General features: G+C 61.5%; 16 protein-coding genes. 6 read left to right on the forward strand and 10 right to left on the reverse strand.

Annotated elements, in window-relative coordinates:
* Nucleotides 1-79: 79 nt before the first annotated feature.
* Nucleotides 80-478 carry a VOC family protein gene (locus tag BLU32_RS06020; RefSeq protein ID WP_093805435.1) on the reverse strand — a complete coding sequence of 133 codons (399 nt, stop codon included), beginning with the start codon at nucleotides 476-478 and terminating at the stop codon, nucleotides 80-82.
* Between the two features lie 100 nt (nucleotides 479-578).
* Nucleotides 579-1,232: a GntR family transcriptional regulator gene (locus BLU32_RS06025; protein WP_093805436.1), complete on the reverse strand. Its 654-nt coding sequence runs from the start codon at nucleotides 1,230-1,232 to the stop codon at nucleotides 579-581.
* 145 nt (nucleotides 1,233-1,377) lie between these two features.
* Between BLU32_RS06025 and hydA the strand changes: the two genes are divergently transcribed.
* Nucleotides 1,378-2,799 (forward strand): dihydropyrimidinase, encoded by a 1,422-nt coding sequence (hydA, locus tag BLU32_RS06030; RefSeq protein WP_093805437.1) that lies wholly within the window; start codon nucleotides 1,378-1,380, stop codon nucleotides 2,797-2,799.
* Between the two features lie 14 nt (nucleotides 2,800-2,813).
* On the opposite strand, the gene BLU32_RS06035 is transcribed toward hydA, so the two are convergent.
* Nucleotides 2,814-3,380, reverse strand: a complete 567-nt coding sequence (locus BLU32_RS06035) for a gamma-glutamylcyclotransferase (protein WP_093805438.1) — start codon at nucleotides 3,378-3,380, stop codon at nucleotides 2,814-2,816.
* A gap of 322 nt (nucleotides 3,381-3,702) precedes the next feature.
* Here BLU32_RS06035 and BLU32_RS06040 point away from each other — a divergent pair, with 322 nt between their 5' ends.
* The 4 genes from BLU32_RS06040 to BLU32_RS06055 all read left to right on the forward strand — a co-directional run bounded on the left by BLU32_RS06040 (nucleotide 3,703) and on the right by BLU32_RS06055 (nucleotide 9,002).
* Nucleotides 3,703-4,440, forward strand: a complete 738-nt coding sequence (locus BLU32_RS06040; protein ID WP_093805439.1) for an ectoine synthase — start codon at nucleotides 3,703-3,705, stop codon at nucleotides 4,438-4,440.
* A 279-nt stretch (nucleotides 4,441-4,719) separates the two neighbouring features.
* Complete coding sequence (locus tag BLU32_RS06045; RefSeq protein ID WP_093805440.1) at nucleotides 4,720-6,057, forward strand: lysine N(6)-hydroxylase/L-ornithine N(5)-oxygenase family protein; 1,338 nt, start codon at nucleotides 4,720-4,722, stop codon at nucleotides 6,055-6,057.
* Nucleotides 6,058-6,066: 9 nt separating this feature from the next.
* Nucleotides 6,067-7,974, forward strand: a complete 1,908-nt coding sequence (locus tag BLU32_RS06050) for an IucA/IucC family siderophore biosynthesis protein (RefSeq protein WP_093805441.1) — start codon at nucleotides 6,067-6,069, stop codon at nucleotides 7,972-7,974.
* Between the two features lie 254 nt (nucleotides 7,975-8,228).
* Nucleotides 8,229-9,002: a 2OG-Fe(II) oxygenase gene (locus BLU32_RS06055; protein WP_093805442.1), complete on the forward strand. Its 774-nt coding sequence runs from the start codon at nucleotides 8,229-8,231 to the stop codon at nucleotides 9,000-9,002.
* Between the two features lie 102 nt (nucleotides 9,003-9,104).
* On the opposite strand, the gene BLU32_RS06060 is transcribed toward BLU32_RS06055, so the two are convergent.
* The 7 genes from BLU32_RS06060 to BLU32_RS06090 form a co-directional block, all read right to left on the reverse strand.
* Complete coding sequence (locus BLU32_RS06060; RefSeq protein WP_157727530.1) at nucleotides 9,105-10,673, reverse strand: MFS transporter; 1,569 nt, start codon at nucleotides 10,671-10,673, stop codon at nucleotides 9,105-9,107.
* A gap of 222 nt (nucleotides 10,674-10,895) precedes the next feature.
* Nucleotides 10,896-11,993 carry an enoyl-CoA hydratase/isomerase family protein gene (locus BLU32_RS06065; protein ID WP_093805444.1) on the reverse strand — a complete coding sequence of 366 codons (1,098 nt, stop codon included), beginning with the start codon at nucleotides 11,991-11,993 and terminating at the stop codon, nucleotides 10,896-10,898.
* 13 nt (nucleotides 11,994-12,006) lie between these two features.
* Nucleotides 12,007-13,017: a 3-oxoacyl-ACP synthase III family protein gene (locus BLU32_RS06070; RefSeq protein WP_093805445.1), complete on the reverse strand. Its 1,011-nt coding sequence runs from the start codon at nucleotides 13,015-13,017 to the stop codon at nucleotides 12,007-12,009.
* Nucleotides 13,018-13,031: 14 nt separating this feature from the next.
* A complete protein-coding gene (locus tag BLU32_RS06075) occupies nucleotides 13,032-14,021 on the reverse strand; it encodes a hypothetical protein (protein ID WP_093805446.1) in 990 nt (329 codons plus the stop codon).
* A 149-nt stretch (nucleotides 14,022-14,170) separates the two neighbouring features.
* Nucleotides 14,171-15,895 carry a B12-binding domain-containing radical SAM protein gene (locus BLU32_RS06080; protein WP_093805447.1) on the reverse strand — a complete coding sequence of 575 codons (1,725 nt, stop codon included), beginning with the start codon at nucleotides 15,893-15,895 and terminating at the stop codon, nucleotides 14,171-14,173.
* Nucleotides 15,896-15,940: 45 nt separating this feature from the next.
* A complete protein-coding gene (locus tag BLU32_RS06085; protein ID WP_157727531.1) occupies nucleotides 15,941-16,219 on the reverse strand; it encodes an acyl carrier protein in 279 nt (92 codons plus the stop codon).
* A 257-nt stretch (nucleotides 16,220-16,476) separates the two neighbouring features.
* Nucleotides 16,477-17,625 (reverse strand): acyl-CoA dehydrogenase family protein, encoded by a 1,149-nt coding sequence (locus BLU32_RS06090; RefSeq protein ID WP_093805449.1) that lies wholly within the window; start codon nucleotides 17,623-17,625, stop codon nucleotides 16,477-16,479.
* A 470-nt stretch (nucleotides 17,626-18,095) separates the two neighbouring features.
* Here BLU32_RS06090 and BLU32_RS06095 point away from each other — a divergent pair, with 470 nt between their 5' ends.
* Nucleotides 18,096-19,103 (forward strand): LysR family transcriptional regulator, encoded by a 1,008-nt coding sequence (locus BLU32_RS06095; protein ID WP_093805450.1) that lies wholly within the window; start codon nucleotides 18,096-18,098, stop codon nucleotides 19,101-19,103.
* Nucleotides 19,104-19,205 lie beyond the last annotated feature (102 nt).

Below are 19,205 nucleotides of genomic sequence, written 5' to 3' on the forward strand. Positions count from 1 at the left end.
CGGGGAACTCCCAACCGGTGGTGATGCGGGGCGGTGGTCCGCCCTCGTTTGCTGATTGTTCGAAAGGGGAAACGTTGGTTCAGGCGAGCGGCGTCTGGATCTCGATCTGGTAGCCTTCCGGATCGTCGAACATGAAGGCCCGGATCTTCAGCGCCGGGCTGTCCTTGGCCTCGGTCAGATTGGCGACGCCGCAGCTCTTCACCCAGGCATGCCAGGCGTCGACGTCATCCACGCGCAGGCAAAGCTGCACGGGCTTTGTGTCGGCCGCGCGATGCGCGCCGCGGGTCTCGTCGACCAGGCCGACGTGGCCGGTGCCGGCGATCTTGTAGATCTTCGACCAGCCCTGATCGATGGCGAGCGTCAGGCCGAGGACCTTTTCGTAAAAGGCCTGCGCCTTGGGGATGTCGCGATAATAGAGAAACGTGATGGTGAGCTGCGCTTCGCCTTCCGGGCGCTGGATGGCGGGGGTGTCAGTCATGGGCGCTCTTCCTTGGATCAATTTGAATGCCGATGGTATACCGAAAGAATGCCATGTCAATGGGCGCATTTTGGCGCGCGCGGCCAATTGCACGGACGGCTCAGTACAGACGATGGATATGTGTGAGAATCGCTTCGCGGACGTTGTCGAGATGGCGCCGCATCGCGGCGCCGGCGCGGTCCGCGTCCCGGGCGAGAATCGCGTCCAGGATCTCCAGATGTTCGTGCAACCCGGGCTCGAACCTGTCGGGAATGAACCCCTTGTCAAAGATCCGCGTCTTGAGCTTCATGCTTTGAACGAGTTCCGTGAGCAGCTTCGATCCGGCGATCCTCGCGATTGTGGTGTGGAGTTCCTCGTCGAGTTCCGCATGTTCGCCAGGCCCCGGTCTGGCCCCCTCCAGGGCGGCCTGGGTGCGGGCGCGAAGCGCCAGAAGCGGCTCGACGGGGGAGTTGACGCTTGCGGCCTGACGTGCGGCTTCGCACTCAAGGAGACGGCGAACATGAAGGATCTCAATGATTTCCGAGATGGAAATCTGGTTCACCACGGGCACGCCACCCAGCGAGCGGGTGACGAGCCCCTCCGATACAAGACGGGCAATCGCCTCGCGAACCGGCGTGCGCGACACGCCGAGGCGGTCGGCGAAGGGCTTTTCCTGCAGGCGGGTGCCGGCGGGCAACTCTCCGCTCACGATCATTTTTCGCAAGCGGTCATGCGTGGTTTCGGCAAGCGTTTGTCCGGGTTCGGTGCTGCTCATTCATTGTGCTCCGCGCGGGTCCGCCGGACCCTTGTCCCGGACACGTTTCCCAACCATTGCTCATTGCCTAGTCTATCGGCAATCGAGCCCGTTGTCAGTCCTGGTATACAGCGTGTATATCAAATGGACAACGAAAGGAGGCGTCATGACTGAAACTGCCTACGATACGGTGATCCGGAACGGGACCGTCGTAACCGCCGGGGGGCGCTTCGAGGCCGATGTGGCCCTGAGCGCGGGAAAGGTTGTCGCCCTCGGGCGGGGCCTGTCGCGCGGCCGGGACGAGATTGACGCCACCGGGAATCTGGTGTTGCCGGGCGGGGTCGATACCCACTGCCATATCGAGCAGCTGTCCGGCGCGGGCGTGATGAATGCCGATACGTTCGAGACCGCCACTCGGTCGGCGGCCTTTGGCGGAACGACCACGACGGTCTCTTTCGCCGCCCAGCACCCCGGCATGCGGATTTCCAGGGTCATGGCCGATTATGCGGCGCTTGCCGAGCGCGGTGCGCTGATCGATCACGCCTACCACATGATCGTTGCCGATACGTCCGGCGAAAACCTCGACGACGTCGCGCGTCTCATCGAGGCCGGGCATCGCTCGATCAAAATCTTCACGACCTACGACAAGGTGCGGCTTGATGATCTCTCGATCCTCAACGTTCTGGACGTCGCCCGCGCCCATGGCGCCATGGTCTGCTTTCACGCCGAAAACGACGGGCTGATCCGCTGGGCGACGACGCGTTTGCTGGATGCCGGCAAGACCGAGCCGAAGTATCATGCGGCGTCGCATCCGCGTCTCGCCGAACTGGAAGCGCTGGAGCGTGTGTGCCGTTTTTCCGAGGCGACCGGCCAGCCGGTCGTGCTGTTTCATGTCTCGACCAAGGAGGGCGTTGCCATCGTGCGGGCGGCGCGGGCCCGCGGTGCGCCGGTCTTCGCGGAAACCTGTCCGCACTATCTGTTGATGACGGAGGATGTGCTGGACCGCCCGGGACGCGAGGCGGCGGCCGTCATGTGCAGCCCGCCGCAGCGCCAGGCGGACGACCAGGAGGCGCTCTGGCAGGCGCTGGCGCTCGGCGACCTTCAGCTTGTGACCTCTGATCATGCGCCGTATCGCATGGATGAGAGCGGCAAGTTCTCCAATGGTGAGGACGCGCCCTTCAACCGGATCGCCAACGGCATGCCGGGGCTGGAGCTGCGGCTTCCCTTGATGTTCGACGCGATGGTTCATGGCGACAGGCTCGGCGCCGAGAAATTCGTCGAATTTACGGCGACGGCGCCGGCGCGCATTTTCGGTCTGGCGAACAAGGGACACCTTTCGCCGGGCGCCGATGCCGATATCGCGATCTGGGATCCGGCCGCGCGCAAGACCTTCGCCGACAACGACCTTCATGACAACGTCGGCTACAATCCGTTTTCGGGTCGTGAGGTTCACGGTTGGCCGACCACGGTTCTGTCGCGCGGCGAGACAATCGTCCAGGACGGCGACGTTCTGGCAAGGCCGGGGCGGGGAAAGCGCATCGAGATGCGGCGCAGCCCGGCCATGCGGGCGCGTGCACCCGTCGTTTAGGCGGGCAGGCATCGTCACCGGGCGCGGGGCGCTGTCGAGATGGGGGAGCGGTGCCGAGGCGCACTCACCAGCCGGGCGACATCGCAAAGCCACGGATCGTCGATCCCAAGACCCTGCAGATGCCGCAGGGTGTTGAGCATGTAGTCTATGTTTGCGCCCGCCTGGCCCCGGGCATGGGTCACGATCCGCGCGGCGGCCGGCGCCGACATTTTCGGGACATAGCGTTCGTGCGTGGGATTCGCGGTGTAGCAGAGCGCCCGGATTTCCGTTCCGTCGCACAGGCGCGCACTCACGACGCGTTCGCTGTATGCACCGCCGGCAAGTTCCCGCGCTCGCAGATAGGCGATGGCGCGCGCGCGGATCTCGTCGGGGATGCGGTAGGCCAGCCCGACGCAGGAGCCGCCCTTTTCCAGTCCGAACACCAGTCCCGGCTTGTCGCGGGTTCCCCGGTGCTCGCAGCACAAAAGACAGAGTGCCCGGCGATAGCCGTGGACCCGTGCCCGGCGCACGTCGTCATGGCGAAATCCCGGTCGCCACATCAACGACCCGTATCCGAATACCCATAAGTCGCCATTCGGCATCGGTCTTCACCTTGAACCGCCATGTTCGGAGCCTGAACGCGGAGTGAAACTAGGCGGGATCGACGCGAACATGAAATATCTTGTCCATCACGAATTGATCGAAAATAAGTATTTGTATTCTGGCGATTTACACTGAACGATGTTCCTGAAATATCAGGGGTTGCATTTTATATTTTCAACTCAGGTTTCCTGGTGTGTTTTGCGCAAAAATGTCTGACGTCTGTCTTGCGGAGTCCGTCGGAAGAAAGGGCGTCCGCCATCACGGTTCGGCGAGGCGGCAACGTCCCGGATCCAATCCCCGGCCCGGGCAGGGAGGTCTGCAATGATCGTCAGAACGTTCAAGGCCGCAGGCGACGCGCCGGTCTTCCGGACAATCGCTTCGCGCGAGATCGTTTCCGGTCGAGACAACGTCGGCCACAGTCTGTTCGATACGGCGTTTCCGGCAGGCCGGGACGACTGCGTGCGCGAAGGGGCGAGCGGCGGTTTCGGGGCGCAGGCGCATTATTGCGTGACCGGAGAGGGCACGGTTTGTGTCGATGGCAAGTGCTGGCCGCTGATTCCGGAAACGCTGGTCGCTGCGCCGGCATGCGCCAGGGTCCGGATCGCTGCGGATACGCAGATGCGCTTGTGTTCCGTCTTCGCCGGCGACCCGCAAGAGGTGTCTGCTGGAACGCTGGTGCGCAGCGTAGACGATATCACCGGAACCGCGCGCGATGTTTTCTGGGGCAATGGCCAGAGCCGTCGGTTGCTCGTGCGTGCGGATGGGTATGGATTTGCGCTGTGCCAGACGCTTGGCAATCCGGAGACGGATTCTCCTCTCCAGTACCGCCATCATTTCGAGTCCTGCTATTACGTTGCCGGCAGCGGCGAATATGTCTGGCAGCAGGGACGCCATCCGATCGACACCAATGGTGCCGGCGGCACTGTCTTCATCATGAACCGGAATGATGCTCACCGGATGGTGGTTCGGGACGCCTCGATCTGTCTGAGCATCTTCACGCCGCCGATCGAGGGTATGGAATCGCATGATTTCTCCGGCTCGGCACCGTCTTCCTATTAAGACGACATAGTCGATTGGCGCGACAAACGAATGCAATCAAGAAACGGATCAGGCTTTCATACAAAAATGAACCCAAGGTTGTGTGAAATATATATTTCTATGCCTTGAGTGGTGGTTCTAGTCTCGGAAGAGCCGTGCCTCCGCCCCGCCGGCGGCAAGGTCCGCGTTGCACGATGCGAGCGCGGTCATGTGGCGTGGCCTGTCTTCCGGGTGACGCTCGACACAAGCCGCAGGCTCGATGGTCAGGGTTGCGTAAGACGAAACCGAGAAGGGTGGCGCATGACGAACGGACCATATGACGTGATCGGGGTCGGTATCGGGCCGTTCAATCTGGGCCTGGCCTGTCTGACGCAGCCGATCAGGGACCTGGATTGCCTCTTTCTGGAAAGCCGCGACCAATTCAACTGGCACGATGGCACCTTGCTGGAAACAGCGACCCTCCAGACCCCGTTCCTCTGTGACCTGGTGACGCTTGCCGACCCCACCAACGAGTTCAGTTTCCTGAACTATCTCAAGCAGACCGGGCGGATCTACGCGTTTTATGCCGTCCTGCTCGACACCGACAATTTTTTCGTGCTCCGCAACGAGTTCAACCGGTACTACCGCTGGGCGGCGGGGCGGCTCGACAATGTCGTTTTCAATCGCGACGTCGAGGAGATCGACTACGATGAGGCGAGCGGGCTCTACCGCGTCACCTGCCTCAACACCAAGATGGATCAGCGCAAGACGTTGCTGGCGCGCCGCGTCGTTCTGGGGTCGGGCATGGTGCCGAATGTGCCGGAGGCGTGCGAGCCGTATCGCGACGGGGTGGTGCACACCGCCGACTACATGCGCCATCGCGAGGCACTCCGCTCCAAAGCCTCCATCACGATCGTCGGCAGCGGCCAGAGCGCGGCCGAGGTTTACTATGATCTCCTGGGCGACATCGACCGCCACGGCTACCGGCTGAACTGGCTCACACGGTCATCGCGTCTTGTCCCGCGCGAACTGACCAAGCTGACGCTGCAAATGACGACGCCGGACTACGCCGATTACTTCTACGCCCTGCCGCGGCCGAAGCGTGCGGCACTGGTGGAGGAAATGAAGGCGATCTTCCAGGGCATCAATCCCTGTCTGATCAACGACATCTACGATCTGCGCTATCGCAAGCGGCTGAACGGGGATGTCGACACGATGCTGATGTCGAACACTGAAATCATCGGCTGTACGCGCGACGAGGCAACGGGGCGTTTCCAGATGACCTTCCTCCAGACCGAGGAAGAAAAGCCCTTCGCTCTGGAAAGCGAGGCCCTGATCCTCGGCACCGGCTACCGCTTCAAGGTTCCCGGTTATCTGGCGCCGTTGGCGGACCGGATCAACTGGAGCGACAACGGCCGCATTGCGGTGGCGCGCAACGGATCGATCGACAGGAACGGCGGCGAGATCTTCATCCAGAACGCGGAGATCCACGCGGACGGCTATCTGCCGCCGGATCTTGGCCAGTCCTGCTACCGCAATTCGGTGATCATTCGCGAGGTTCTGGGCAAACCCTATTATCCGATCGAGCAAAGCACGGCCTTCCAGCGGTTTTCCGCACCTGAAAGCAGCACGGATGCGGCCTTTTCGGCCGGAGCGTAAGGAGGCGACATGGATATGTTCGCAGCCGAGACCCGTTTCTCGCAGCCCCATGCGAAGGCAGTCGCGCATCTCGCGCCGAGTGTCTGGCGCCGTGCTAATCGCATGCTTGTGCGCAAGGCGATCTGCGAGTTTGCGCATGAACGCCTGCTGGTCCCGTACAAGACCGGAGCGGCCGGCGGAAACCGCGACACCTATGTGTTGCGTTCGCCCGACGAGGCGTTCGAGTATCGCTTTCACGCAAGACGCATGATGCTCGATCACTTGAGCATCGATCCGCTGTCGATCGAAAAGCGCAGGAACGGGCGTCAAATCGACCTCGATGCGCTGAGTTTCATCATCGAGTTCAAGGATGTGCTGGGGATACGGGATGGCATGCTGCCGGTCTATCTCGACGAGATCAGCAGCATTCTTTACGGCACCGCCTACAAGGAGACGCTGCGCCCGCACCGGGTTCGCGAGCTTGCCGCCGCCGACTTCCAGTCCATTGAGACCGGGATGACGGAGGGGCATCCCTCGTTTGTCGCCAACAACGGTCGCCTCGGTTTCGACACGCTCGACTACACGGTCTATGCGCCGGAAGCTGCCGATCCGTTGCAGATCGTCTGGATCGCGGTCCTGCGCGAGCGGGCGACCTACAGCGGAATCTCCTCGCTCCCCTGGGATCGACTGGTGGCCGAAGAAATCGAGCCGGAGACCCTCATGCTGTACGAGGCCCGTCTGTTGAAGGAAGGCGTCGAGCCCTCGGATTACTACTTCATGCCGGTCCATCCCTGGCAGTGGTTCAACCGCATCTCGATGAGCTTCGCGCCGGAAATCGCGCAGCGGCGGATCGTCTACCTCGGCCTGTCGCGCGACAAGTATCAGCCGCAGCAGTCCATCCGCACCTTCTTCAATGCCTCCGAACCCTCGAAGCGCTATGTGAAGATGGCGCTGTCGATCCTCAACATGGGCTTCATGCTGGCGCGCGGGCTCTCGCCGGAGGACATGCGCACCACGCCCGAGATCAACGAGTGGCTTCATAACCTGCTGGCCGGCGACCCGTGCCTGCAGTCGGTCGGCTTCAGCCTGATCTGCGAGGTCGCGACGCTCAGCTACTCCAACGCCTATTACGAACAGGCGCTCGGGACGGAAACTCCGCACAATCATGTGCTTGCGGCTCTTTGGCGGGAAAGCCCGGTCAATTTGCTGCGCCCCGGCGAGCGGCTGATGACGATGGCTTCGCTGCTGCATGTCGATCCGCAGGGCGATGCGATGGCGGTCGAGTTGATCCGCCGATCCGGCCTGTCGGCGGAGGAGTGGATCCGACGCTATCTGCGCGCCTATCTGACGCCGATCCTGCACTGTTTCTACGCCTATGACATCATCTTCATGCCGCATGGCGAGAACATCATCCTGGTCATGAACGGCGACACTCCGGCCCGGGTGATCATGAAGGATCTCGCGGAGGAAATGCGCATCCTGAACACCGGAGACAGCCTTCCTCCGGTCGTTCGGCGCAACTGTGCGACCCTGGCGGACGACGTGCGCATGGACGGGATCTTCACCGACGTCTTCGATTGCTTCTTCCGTCATCTCGCTGCCATTCTCGATGAGCGCGACGAACTTGCGGAGGAGGATTTCTGGGGTCTGGTGGGTGAATGCGTCGCCGAATATCAGGCAACTCAGCCAAATTTAAGCGAGAAATTTGCGAGATTTGATCTTTTTTCTGCGGAATTTCCGCGAAATTGCATCAATCGGCTACAGCTTCGCGACAACCAGCAACTGCTCGATCCGAACGATCCCGACAAGGGGTTCGCCTATGCCGGCACGTTGGAAAACCCGCTCGCCAGGGTCGGCACCGGCCGCTACGGGCGCAGCGCGATAGGGCGCGGGGTGCGTGCGGTCGGCGGCTTCGCCTGGCGCTTCGTCCCGCTTTGACAGCGGGGGACCCGGGCAATCACCGTCGGTGCCCGCAACGTCCATTGCTCCGGTAGCCTGCCGTATGCGCCGGGCGGGCCAGGGCGCTGTGCGCGCGCTTTCAAAAATTCCGACAAGTCCCTGAAACAGATATAAAATCGATATTTGTTCTAGTCCTGGTCGCGGGAGAAAATACACGCCGCCGGGGCCGGCTTTGGGCAAGAACGGTTCTTGCTGCGGTCGTCGCCGGATCGCGATCCGTGAGGAGCAGGAACATGTTGAAGACCGTGGAGATCTCCAGGGAGCTGACCCGTGACAGCATCCGCAAACTGATTGAAAAGACAACGGACGCAATCCATGTTCCGGGCTTCTATCCGGCGGATCTGTCGGCGGAATTCGCCCATCGCATCGCCAGCCACTCCGAGCTTGAGGCCTACAAGATCCAGAGCGCGCTGAAGCGGCTCGGCATGGGATATGTCGACGTCGAGAAGAGCACGGAGAATGCCAGCCGCTATCACAGCGAGGCGGTGCGCTCGATCTGGGGCATTCGCGACATGATGTATCCGCATCTCTCGCCGATGGATCACTTCCGGCTGCTGCTGGAGGAGGTCTGGCCGGCGGGCGCGACGATCGAGAATATCGACGGGCAGAAGAGCTTTGTCGGCACCTGCCGGGTGATCGAGCCGGGCGCGCGCATGCTGCCGCACAACGACCGGCTGGGCCGGATGCTGATCGACGGGACCTCCGATCTGACGGGTCAGCTTGCGGTGAACATCTACCTGGAGATGTCCGAAGCCGGTGGCGATTTGGAGCTCTGGCTTACCGAGCCGACCCCGGAACAGGACGAGGAGCAGGTGACCCGTGACGGCATCGACCGCGACGGGCTCGGCGAGCCGCGGACGGTGATTCGCCCGGGCAACGGCGACCTGGTGCTCTTCAACTCGCAGCTCATTCACTGCGTGACCCCGGCCATCGGCTCTCAGCGGGTGACGACGTCCTGTTTCGTCGGCTATCGCGGCGAAGACAAGCCGCTCACCTACTGGAGCTGAGTGTCCCGCGCTCACCGCCTGCCGGCTGACATAAAAACGCGCCGCCCGGATCGGGCGGCGCGTTTTTTGGTTTCCTTCGTGGCCGGTCGAACGGCCTGTCGCCTATTCGCCGGGCGCGACCTGGGCCTCGGGACCGGCGAGCAGATCGCGGGCGCGGATCATCAGTGCGGAGACAATGATCGCGATCACAGAGAGTACGGTGACGATCCCCAGAAGCACCGAGAAGGCGATCTGGAAGCTCTCCCGTCCGAAGTCGGTCAGCGTGGGCTGCAGTTCCGCCGGGGCCGACAGGACCGCGCCGTTGAAGTCGCCGCGTGCGATCATGTTCGCCGTGTCGATCAGCCCGGCGCCAAGTCCGGTGGCGAGATCCGGTGCCGCGCCGAGCTGAAGCGTGATGCTCGACAGGAGCACCGCGCCGAACACCGAGATCGACAGGGTGAAGGAGCCGTGGCGGAACGTGATGTTCACGCCCGAGGCAACGCCCGCACGCTCCGGCGGCACCACGGCGGTTGCGACATTGGAGAGTTCCCCGTTGATCAGCCCCGTGCCGACGCCGAGCAGGAAGAGCGCGACGGCCCAGACGATGGCTTCCGTCGGCGGCGCGACCCAGAGCCAGGCGAAGCCGATGGCGATGAGCACGCAGCCGAAGGCGATCAGTCCGCGCACGCCGAGTTTCTTAGGTGCCGCGAGCCGTGCGCCGATCGGTGCGAACAGGAGCAGCGGGATGGTCATCGGCATCAGCATCAGGCCGGCCGAGGAGGCCGACATGCCGAGCACCACCTGGAAATAGATCGGCAGATAGACCAGCATGACCCAGAAGGTAATGCTGTTCAAAACGCAGACCAGCTGTATGCCGGTGAAGGTCGGGATCTTGAAGAGCCCGAGTTCGAACGCCGGTTTCTTCACGCTGTTTTCGATGATGATGAACAGCAGGAAGAGAACCGCTGCGCCGACGAGGGCGCCGACGACGGTGGTGTCGCCCCAGCCGATCTCGCCGCCCTCAATGACGCCATAGCTCAGGAACGCCAGCGCACCGGTGAAGGTCACGATGCCCGGCCAGTCGAGACCGCCGGCGTTCGGATCGGAGGATTCCTCCACGCGCCAGTAGCACAGCGTGATCAGCATTGCGACGAGCGGCACATTGAGCAGGAAGATCCAGCGCCAGCTCAACGCATCGACGAGGATGCCGCCAACGATCGGGCCGAAGGCCGCGCCGCAACCGATGGAGACACCCCAGACGGCAAAGGCCTGCGCGCGCTGCGCACCCTGGAAGGCGTTGGAGATCAGGGCGACGCCCAGGATCAGCATCGCACTGGCGCTCAGGCCTTGCGCGACGCGCCCGAGGATCAGGGCCATCGGGGTTTCCGCCAGTCCGACGACAAGCGACATCGCACCGAACATGAACAGGCCGATCACCATCACCCGTCGTCGCCCGAACCAGTCGGCGAAGGCGCCCACGGCAATGAGCACCGAGGTATAGGCGATGTTGTAGGCGTTGATGATCCACTGCAGTTCGGCAAAGCTCGCCTTGAGATCCCGCTCGATGGAGGGAAGGGCGATGGCGACGACGGTCACGTCCATGATGACCAGAAAGGATCCCAACGCGGCGACGGCGAGCGTCGGCCAGTTGCCGAGAAGCGATGAGTCGGACGGATTTGGCACGGATGTCATGACTGGGTCCCCGAAATCTGGGTCTGCCTGATACCAACGCGCGCGGGCTGGAACACACGTGAGCGCGGTGGACGGCGGCGGTCTTGCCCCGCGACAAGCCGCAGGCTGCGCCTCTCGCGGGGGCGGGCGGGCATCCATCAAACGATCACGATAAAAGGGTGTGTTTTTGAAAAATGCGCCCTATACGCGAGGTTAGGGGGTGGCGTGAATGGGGGGAAATATTTATTTCGCAGGGTCTTCGGTGAATTTGCGTATGACGTCCCGATCCCGTCTCTGCTGAAGGAATGTGTTGATCTCCGATCGTGAAAAGACGGTTCCGGTCGGCGCGGTCCAGACCGGCCTCTTGTCGCGGTCGACCATCATGGCGCGAACCCCTTCGCGAAAATCCGGGTGGGTCAGCAGCGCGGAGACGATCCGGAGCTCCAGTGCGAGCGCGCGCGCAAGGCCGGGTCTTCGCCTTTGTACATCGAGCGCGCGCAGGGCGAGTGCCTGCGTGAGCGGGGCGCCGCGCGCCAAGGCCTTCAGTTGGCTGGTGCACCAGCGCGCCATATCCGGGTCTTCGGCTGTTCGCTGGAGTGCCTGCGCAAGCGCGGCGGGGCTGTCCATGGCATCGGGGAGCCGAAGCCGCGCGACCTGTTTGCGCAAGGCGGGATCTCCCATTGGCGTCGAAAGCATGCCGAGGACGGCGGGATCGCCGGTCGCACAAAGGGTGTCGATCAACTCCGGGCATCGGCTGCTGTCCAGCGTGTAGTCGATGAACCCGAGGTCGAGCGCGTCCGCCGCATCGATCTGTAATCCGGCGACGGCCATGAGTGCCCCGATGCCGGGGGGCAGTCGTGCGAGCAAGGATGTCGAACCGGAATCCGGGATCCATCCGATGGAACATTCCGGCAGGCTCAGGCGGAACCGGTCACCGGCGACCGGATGGCTTGCATGACAGCCGAGGCCGATGCCGCCCCCCATGACAGCGCCGTTCATCAAGGTGACGACGGGTTTCGGATAGCGGGCGAGCTTCAGGTCGAGGCGGTATTCGTCGCGGATATGATCCCGGGCGGCGGCGAGGTCTCCCGCGATCACATGGGCGTGGACTTGCCTGATGTCGCCGCCGGCGCAAAAGGCGCGCCCTTCGGCGTCGATGATCAAAAGCTCGATGGCGGGGTCGTCCCGCCACCGGTCGAGCGCGGCGTGGATCGCCTGCACCATCGCCCGCGTCAGCAGATTGAGCGATCGCGGCCGGGTCAGCGTGATCCGCCCCGCGCGCCCCTGGCGGCGGATCAGGACGTCTCCCGTTCCCGCGCCGTCTCGGATATGGTCCGTCATCTTCCGCGCCGTCTCAATGACGGATAAGCGCCGCCGACCAGGCGAAGCCGGCGCCGTTGGAGACGACCATCACGGTATGGCCCGGCCTGATCAGCCCTTGTTCCACGGCTTCGGCGTAGTTGATCACCATGTCGCTTTCCTGGACATGGCCGCGGTGCTTGAGCGCGCTGGTGTAAACCTTGTCCGGCGTAAGGCCGAACTTCTTCATGAAATAGGCCTGATCCCAGGTCGAGAATGTCGGATAGATGTAATAGTCGACGTCCTCATGGGTGAGATCCAGCTTCTTCAAGAGCCGGTCCATCACCTTGCCGAACATGCGGAAATTGATCGGGATGACGCCCTCGTTGAACTTGTCCATCTTGGCGTACATGTGGAGGAGCTTTTCGCTCACTTCCTCGTTCGGTTTCCGGTTCTGCAGGCCCGGCACATACCACACGTCGTGCAGGCGCCCGATGGAGATGGTTTCCACCTCGAGAATGCGGGCACGGTCCGCGTTCTTGCGCAAAATCAACGCGCTGCCGCCGTCGGACGCGACGGTGATCGGATAGTAGGTCTTGTTGAGATCCGGCGTTCGGTCGCCCGCAAACAGAAGCGCCGTTTCCACGTCGTCATCGGCAAGCATCAAGGCCATCACCGACTTCAGCGCCAGGTGGTAGCTGGCGCAGCCGCCGGTGTTCACCGCCGTCGAGAAGGCGTTGACGAGGCCGAGTTCATGCTGCACCAGGCCGGCGGCCGACCATGTCGGGCCGACATAGTCCTCGGGGATGCTTGTGAAGTCGACGACCAGATCGATCTCTTCGGCGGAGACGCCGGCCTGATCCATGGCCCGTCTTGCCGCTTTCAGCGCCAGCTCTGAGGGAAGTTCGTCGGTGACGTGAATGTCCTCGATGCCGATGTCGCGCTGGAAGTCGATGTTTTTGGAAAGGGTGCCGAACGGGACACTCTCGTCGCGAAAGACATCCTCGACCCGTTTCTTGTCCGGCGGAAGATAGAAGGCTTCCGATAAGATACCGACATGATCCATGGCTATCGTTCCTGTCACAGTTTCAGCAGTGTCGCGCCGAGAAAGAAGCCCATTCCGTGCGAGGCCATCAGCACATGATGGCCGGGGGCGGCGCCGTTCTTGCGCAGGCTCAGGTAGTTCAGGACGAGGTCGCAGGAATGGACATGGCCGCAGGGCCCCAGGTTGTCCCGGTGCAGACGGCCGTTGGTTTCCATCGTGCGGGAAAAGGCCTCGGTGTCGTCATCCGAGATGTTGGCGGTGAGAAAGTGGTCGATACCGTCGCGGTCAAGCCCGTTGCGCGCCAGCATCCTGTCGGCAAGCGCGAGCAGGTCCCTCATGCGGTCGCGCGAGCGGTATTTCGCCTCGTCGAGCGTCAGCTTGTAGAGATCGAGCCGCGTGGGATGCGCCATGCCGCCGCCGGGGATGTTGAGCACGTCGTGCAGCGCCCCGTTGGAGGCGGAGATCGTGTCGACAATGGTTGCTGCGGCGGCGTTGCGCTGCACGATCAGCGCGGTTGCGGCGTCGCCGATGACCGTGACGGGTGCGCCGGCACTGAGCACGCGGTTTCCGGGAATCGCCTGGTCAGCGGCGGCCAGAAGGATGGTGTTCACATCGTCGTTGGCGCGGATCAGCGCGCGGGCAAACTTGAGCGCCGCATGGATGTTGGCCGAGCCGCCGCCGCTGAAACCGAGGGTGAAGGCATGCTTCGCGCCAAGCTCTGCCTGCAACTCGTTGCTCATCGACCAGGCGGGTTCGACGTAGCGCTGCGGCATCACGGAAAAGTCGATGATCGCATCCAGCTCGAGCGGACCCATGCCGGCCTCACTCAGCGCCGCTTGGGAAACCGCAACGGCCATTTCCGTCGGGCTTTCCCCTTCGAACACATGCACGCTCTCGATGCCGAGGGGGCTCAGGGCGCTTGCGTCGACGGGGCCGCTTTCCGCTTGCGCGATCCTGTTGAGCGGCAGGGTTTTCGGCGGCAGGAACCGGGCGGCTGAGAGTATTCCAACGCTGTCGTTCGTCATGGCCGTTGTCTCTCGGTGATGGTCCGGCCCTGGTGCAGGCCTGATCCGGTTGCGGCACGCGGTGCGGCAATGCCGCCTTGGCCAACGCCATTCGGTTGGGGAAACGGAGAAGGGGGCAGGCTTTCGCCCGCCCCGACAAAGTGGCGAGCCTAGGCGGCTGCGCGTTCGCGCACGCAGGCGTCGATGATCTCGCGCGGCACCGTGTGATCGTCGTACCAGCGCCCAGAGAGCGGCTTTTTCACCAGCGCGACATCGGCCGCATAAGACAGGATCTCGTCATTGTGCGCGCCGATCTCGCGCCTGAGCGAGGCCGGAAGCCGCCCGTCCGCGTCCATCGCGCGGTCGATCGAGGTCGTCAGGTGGCGCAAGTGATCGATCCGGCCGTTGACGATGTCGATGCTGCGCTTGGTGATCCGGCCGTAGTCGGCCTTGTGGTTCGCCATCACCTGCATCGCCTCATACATGCTCGGCAGGAATTCGTCGCGCTTCATCCACCTGGTTTCGTAGTTCATGGCGTCGCGCCAGCGCGGCTGCGTCAGAGACTGGCGGTGCGATTCCAGATCCCGGTGGAACACCGTGTAGCCGTGCTCCTTTGGTTCCTCGAACCACTGGCAGCCGGGGTCGAGGAAGGGCACCATGCCGAAGATCGTCGGGATGATCTTGTCGTTGGGAAAGCGGTCCATGAGACGGGCCGAATAGGCGACGGTTTCCATCACCGATTCATGCGTCTGTTTCGGCATTCCGATCGTGTACCAGAGGTAGACGCCCTTGATGCCGATATCCATTGCGGCGGCGATCCACTCCTCCATTTCCTCGTTGGTGTAGGTGCCGCGCCCGGTCAGGCGACTGATCTCCACATCGTGCGACTGGGGGGAGAGGTTGATATAGATGTCGAGGTTCGGCGCGACCTCCACCATCTGCTTGAGAACGGAAATCTTCGTCAGCCGGAACTGTTCGAAGGAGACCGATTTCACCACGCCGCTGTCGGCGACCGCGGCCAGATAGTCGAGCAGGCGGGGCGAGGATTCCGAATAGGCCTGAAGCGTGTAGACGCTCAGCGGCGACTCCGTCTTGGGGAAGGTCAGGATCTCGCGCGCCAGCTGTTCGGAGCGCCGGTGGAAGACCGTCTTCTTCTCCACGTTCATCATGCGCTGGTAAGCCCAACGGGAGCCGGAGCACCAGCCGCAACTCTGCTGGCAGCCGGTGTTGGGCAGAACCATCAGGTTCGGCATGTTCAACAGGCTGGAGGTCTTGGGAAACATCTTCGACCAGTCGATGGCGACGTCGTTGAGCACCTCGGGCGTGTAGCTGTGGCCGTTGTCGACGACCTCGCCCTTGTCCTTGTAGATCATGTTCTCGACGTTGAAGCGTCCGCGCACGCCGCGTTTCGCCTGCTCCACGAGGTTCGCAAGCGGCTCCAGCGTGTCGTAGCCGCGAATGACGCCGTCGATCTGCGGATATTGCATCATCTCGCGGGCGTAATAGGTCGATACGATCCCGCCGAAAACGACGAAGCTCTCGGGGTGGGCCTTCTTCACCAGCCCCGCCACCTCGACCGAGCCCTGGCAATGCGGCAGCCAGTGCAGGTCGAGGCCGATCACGGGCGCGTCCAGATGCTCCAGCAGCTTTTCCACGTCGAGCGTCGGGTGCTTGAGCATCAGGGAGGCGACATTGACGATCTTCACGTCGAGGCCGCGTTCGCTCAGGAAGCTTTTGATCGACAGAAAGCCGAGCGGATGCATTTCGAAGATCGGCGTGACATTGCTGCTTTCCTGGCTGGCGTACCAGCCCAGCACGAAGTCGTCGCGGTCCCGGAAGTCGTAGATGGCCGGCGCGTGGATCAGAATGAGGTCGGCCTTCACTTTGCTTGACATGGTCCGTCAGTCCCTTTTCGCCCCCGGGTGAGGAGATCAGTCAGGTCACGTCGCCGATGCGGCGATCTTCTCGCGGCAAAACGCGGTGAAAGCGGTGACCGTGCGATAGTTCTGCGACGTGATCTCGTCTTCGTCGATCTCGATCTCGAAGGTCTTTTCGACGAACTCCGTGATCTCGGCGATCCCGAGGCTGTCCAGAATTCCGCTGTCGAGGAGGTTTTCCTCCGGGTCGATTCCCCCGGACACGTTCACACCGGAGTTTTCAATCAGATAGTCGTAGATCGTCTTGTGAACGTCATCGGTTTCAAGCGTCTGCGCGTCCATGGCGGTCTCCTCCTGCAAAATGGCGACCGAACCGGCGAATGGCTCGCCAGGCCCGAGCATCTGTTTCTTGTTATTATTAAATATTGAATTTTTATTTGTATCTTATAATAAATGATACGTATGACTTCATTCAAGTCAATGAAGATGTCAGACTATATTCATATCGACTAATAGATTTACATGATATTATTGTAATTCCTGCTGTTGTTGTCTGATTCGAGCCGGCGTGGTGGTCACCCCGCTCAGGCGGGCCGGGATCAAAGCCCGAGGGCACGGGCTGCAATGGTGCGCTGGATGTCGGATGTGCCCGAATAAAGCAGGCTGCCCACCGCATCGCGGAAATCGCGCTCGACCTCCTGATCGGCCATGTAGCCGTAGCCGCCGTGGATCACGACAGAGTTCTGGCACGACGCAACCCAGGCCTCGCTGAGGTAGAGCTTGGCGAGCGCCGCCTCCATGGCAGCGCTTCCCTTGGTCTTCTTCAGCCAGGCGACCTTGTAGAGCAGCAGCCGGGAGGTTTCGTGCCGAAGCTTCATGTCGACGATGCGGTTGGAGACGGACTGGAACTTGCCGATGGGCTTTCTGAACTGCGTGCGCTTGTTGGCGTGGCGGATGCAGTCCTCGACCTGATGCTCCATCGCCCCGACGAGATTGGCCAGGATCGACGAGCGTTCCCACTCCATCGAGTTGTTGAAGATCCGTCCGCCCTGGCCTTCCTTGCCGATGCGAGCGGACACCGGCACGCGGCAATCCTCAAGCGTCAGCCAGGCCATGGGCGAGGTACGCAAGCCCATTTTCTTGCGGTTCTCGCTGACGATCAGCCCGGGCGTGTCGCGCTCCACGACAAAACCCGTGAGGCCGAGCGACCCCGCGCTCTTGTCGACGGTCGCGAAGATCACGAAGACGTCGGCAACCGGGCCGTTCGTACAAAAGACCTTGGCGCCGTTCAGCACGTAGTCGTCGCCGTCCCGCGTCGCGGTCGTGCCGAGCGCCATCACGTCCGACCCGGCTTCGGCCTCGGTGATGCCGTGCGCGCCGATCAATTCGCCCTTGATCAGGCCGCGCAGGTACCTGTCTTTCTGTTCGTCGGTGCCGAATTGCGCGATCGGCATCTGAACGGTCCACATCTGCCCGTTCATGCTGAACAGCAGGCCGTTGTCGCGACATCCGTAGCCGAGCGCTTCCATCGCCAGAACGGTGGTGATGATGTCCTTCTCGCCACCGCCGTAGGCCGTGTCGAACGGCAGGCCGAGGATCCCGAAGTCGGCAATTTTCTTCCACAAGTCGCGCGACAGGACACAGTCCGCATCGCGTTGTTTCAGGTCTCCCTCGTTCAACTCCGCCTGCGCGAATTGCATGACCTTCTCCTTGAAGGCGTCTTGTTCGGGAGAGAAACTGAAATCCATCGATCGCTCCTGTCATGTCGGTTGACTGCGGAAGTCGCCTTTCGGCTGGAAAGGTAGTGACTTGAATTCGCTTTTGACCCCATCAAGGTTTATTGTATTTCCAAATTTTAATTATGTATTATTTGAAATTATTATTATTATTTTATGACTTATAATTCAAAATATTAAATTTTAAAAATTAAATTTGGGTATTTTATTATAAACATTGATGTTATCATTCGAATTCACGAATCTATTCTGATTTATTGGTGATTTTTTTGTCTTAAAGAATCCTATTATCGTTATGCGAGTGACAAAAGCATTTTGCGTGTATTATATATGCGAATAGCACGAGAAACTAATTTATAATGCAACCTTAATAAACGATTTCATGTAATATATTTTATGTATGTTTCATGATGTGAAAATACGTGCTTCGACTGAGAAGGCCGACCTCTGGTTGGCGACCCCGAGACAGAAGAAGGCAAGCAATGAATCTCCGGAGGCTAAAGTTTTTCGTTACGGTGGCGGAAGAGTTGCATTTCGGCCGTGCGGCCGAGCGGCTCTGCATGACACAGCCGCCCCTGAGCCAGGCCATTCTTGCGTTGGAGGAGGAACTGTCGGTTACGCTCTTCAAGCGAACGAAGCGCAACGTCGCGCTCACGCCGGTTGGCGAGCACCTGTTGTCGCATGTCACCAGACTTCTTGAAGATGTCGAGGCGTTGCCGGGATTGGCCAAGCAGCTTTCGAGAGGGGAAATCGGGAGCCTGAAGCTCGGGTTCGTGACGACGGCGGACTACAATCTCCTGCCGGAACTGATCAGTCACTACGGCGCGACCTACCCGGACGTGAAGGTGTCCCTGAAGGAGATGACCAGCGACATTCAGATCGAGGCGCTGCTTCAGGGAGAGATCAATGCGGGCCTGATCATTCCGCTGCATGCGACACTTCATGCCTCGCTTGCCTATTTGCCCCTGTTGCGGGAGCCGTTGATCGCGGCCGTGCCGGAGGACTGGGTGCGCGGCGGGCGCATTGAGCTGGCGCAGGGACGTCTGCGTCTCCAGGACGTGGCGGAGGCCCCCTTGGTGCTGTTCCCGCGGCGAAGCGCTCCTGCATTCCATGACATCATCACGACCTACTTCGTGACCAATGGCATTCAGCCGACGATCGGGCAGGAAGCGATACAAATGCAGACGATCATCAGCCTCGTCTCCGCCGGTATGGGGATCGCGCTTGTTCCCGGATCGCTGAAGCGTCTGGGGCGTGACGGGGTCGTCTATGTGGAGCTGGACGGAGAGCCGCCAATGATAGAAACCGGCCTTGTGTGGCGGCGGGATGATCCATCCCCCACGGTAACGCGGCTCGTGGAGATATCGGAAACGATCAGCGAGCGTATCGCGTCCGAGGGCCGTGATGAGGACGCAGGCTCCCACGGCGCTTTTTCTAAACATCCGGGGCGTCACGCTTCGGGCGCAGTGTTTGCCAATGGACACGGATAGTGTCCTGCCGGGCGGCCGCGGTGTCGCCCGGCGCGAGAATTGATATGTTTTTTGACCTAATTGATATCGATAAATATATTTCTGAAATTAAGCGTCAGGCGC

It is taken from the genome of Stappia sp. ES.058, assembly GCF_900105595.1.
GTDB lineage: Bacteria > Pseudomonadota > Alphaproteobacteria > Rhizobiales > Stappiaceae > Stappia.

Coding starts and splice junctions, on each gene's coding strand:
- BLU32_RS06020 (WP_093805435.1), bottom strand. CDS start 478: ATGACTGACACCCCCGCCATCCAGCGCCCGGAAGGCGAAGCGCAGCTC.
- BLU32_RS06025 (WP_093805436.1), bottom strand. CDS start 1,232: ATGAGCAGCACCGAACCCGGACAAACGCTTGCCGAAACCACGCATGAC.
- hydA (WP_093805437.1), top strand. CDS start 1,378: ATGACTGAAACTGCCTACGATACGGTGATCCGGAACGGGACCGTCGTA.
- BLU32_RS06035 (WP_093805438.1), bottom strand. CDS start 3,380: ATGCCGAATGGCGACTTATGGGTATTCGGATACGGGTCGTTGATGTGG.
- BLU32_RS06040 (WP_093805439.1), top strand. CDS start 3,703: ATGATCGTCAGAACGTTCAAGGCCGCAGGCGACGCGCCGGTCTTCCGG.
- BLU32_RS06045 (WP_093805440.1), top strand. CDS start 4,720: ATGACGAACGGACCATATGACGTGATCGGGGTCGGTATCGGGCCGTTC.
- BLU32_RS06050 (WP_093805441.1), top strand. CDS start 6,067: ATGGATATGTTCGCAGCCGAGACCCGTTTCTCGCAGCCCCATGCGAAG.
- BLU32_RS06055 (WP_093805442.1), top strand. CDS start 8,229: ATGTTGAAGACCGTGGAGATCTCCAGGGAGCTGACCCGTGACAGCATC.
- BLU32_RS06060 (WP_157727530.1), bottom strand. CDS start 10,673: ATGACATCCGTGCCAAATCCGTCCGACTCATCGCTTCTCGGCAACTGG.
- BLU32_RS06065 (WP_093805444.1), bottom strand. CDS start 11,993: ATGACGGACCATATCCGAGACGGCGCGGGAACGGGAGACGTCCTGATC.
- BLU32_RS06070 (WP_093805445.1), bottom strand. CDS start 13,017: ATGGATCATGTCGGTATCTTATCGGAAGCCTTCTATCTTCCGCCGGAC.
- BLU32_RS06075 (WP_093805446.1), bottom strand. CDS start 14,021: ATGACGAACGACAGCGTTGGAATACTCTCAGCCGCCCGGTTCCTGCCG.
- BLU32_RS06080 (WP_093805447.1), bottom strand. CDS start 15,895: ATGTCAAGCAAAGTGAAGGCCGACCTCATTCTGATCCACGCGCCGGCC.
- BLU32_RS06085 (WP_157727531.1), bottom strand. CDS start 16,219: ATGGACGCGCAGACGCTTGAAACCGATGACGTTCACAAGACGATCTAC.
- BLU32_RS06090 (WP_093805449.1), bottom strand. CDS start 17,625: ATGGATTTCAGTTTCTCTCCCGAACAAGACGCCTTCAAGGAGAAGGTC.
- BLU32_RS06095 (WP_093805450.1), top strand. CDS start 18,096: ATGAATCTCCGGAGGCTAAAGTTTTTCGTTACGGTGGCGGAAGAGTTG.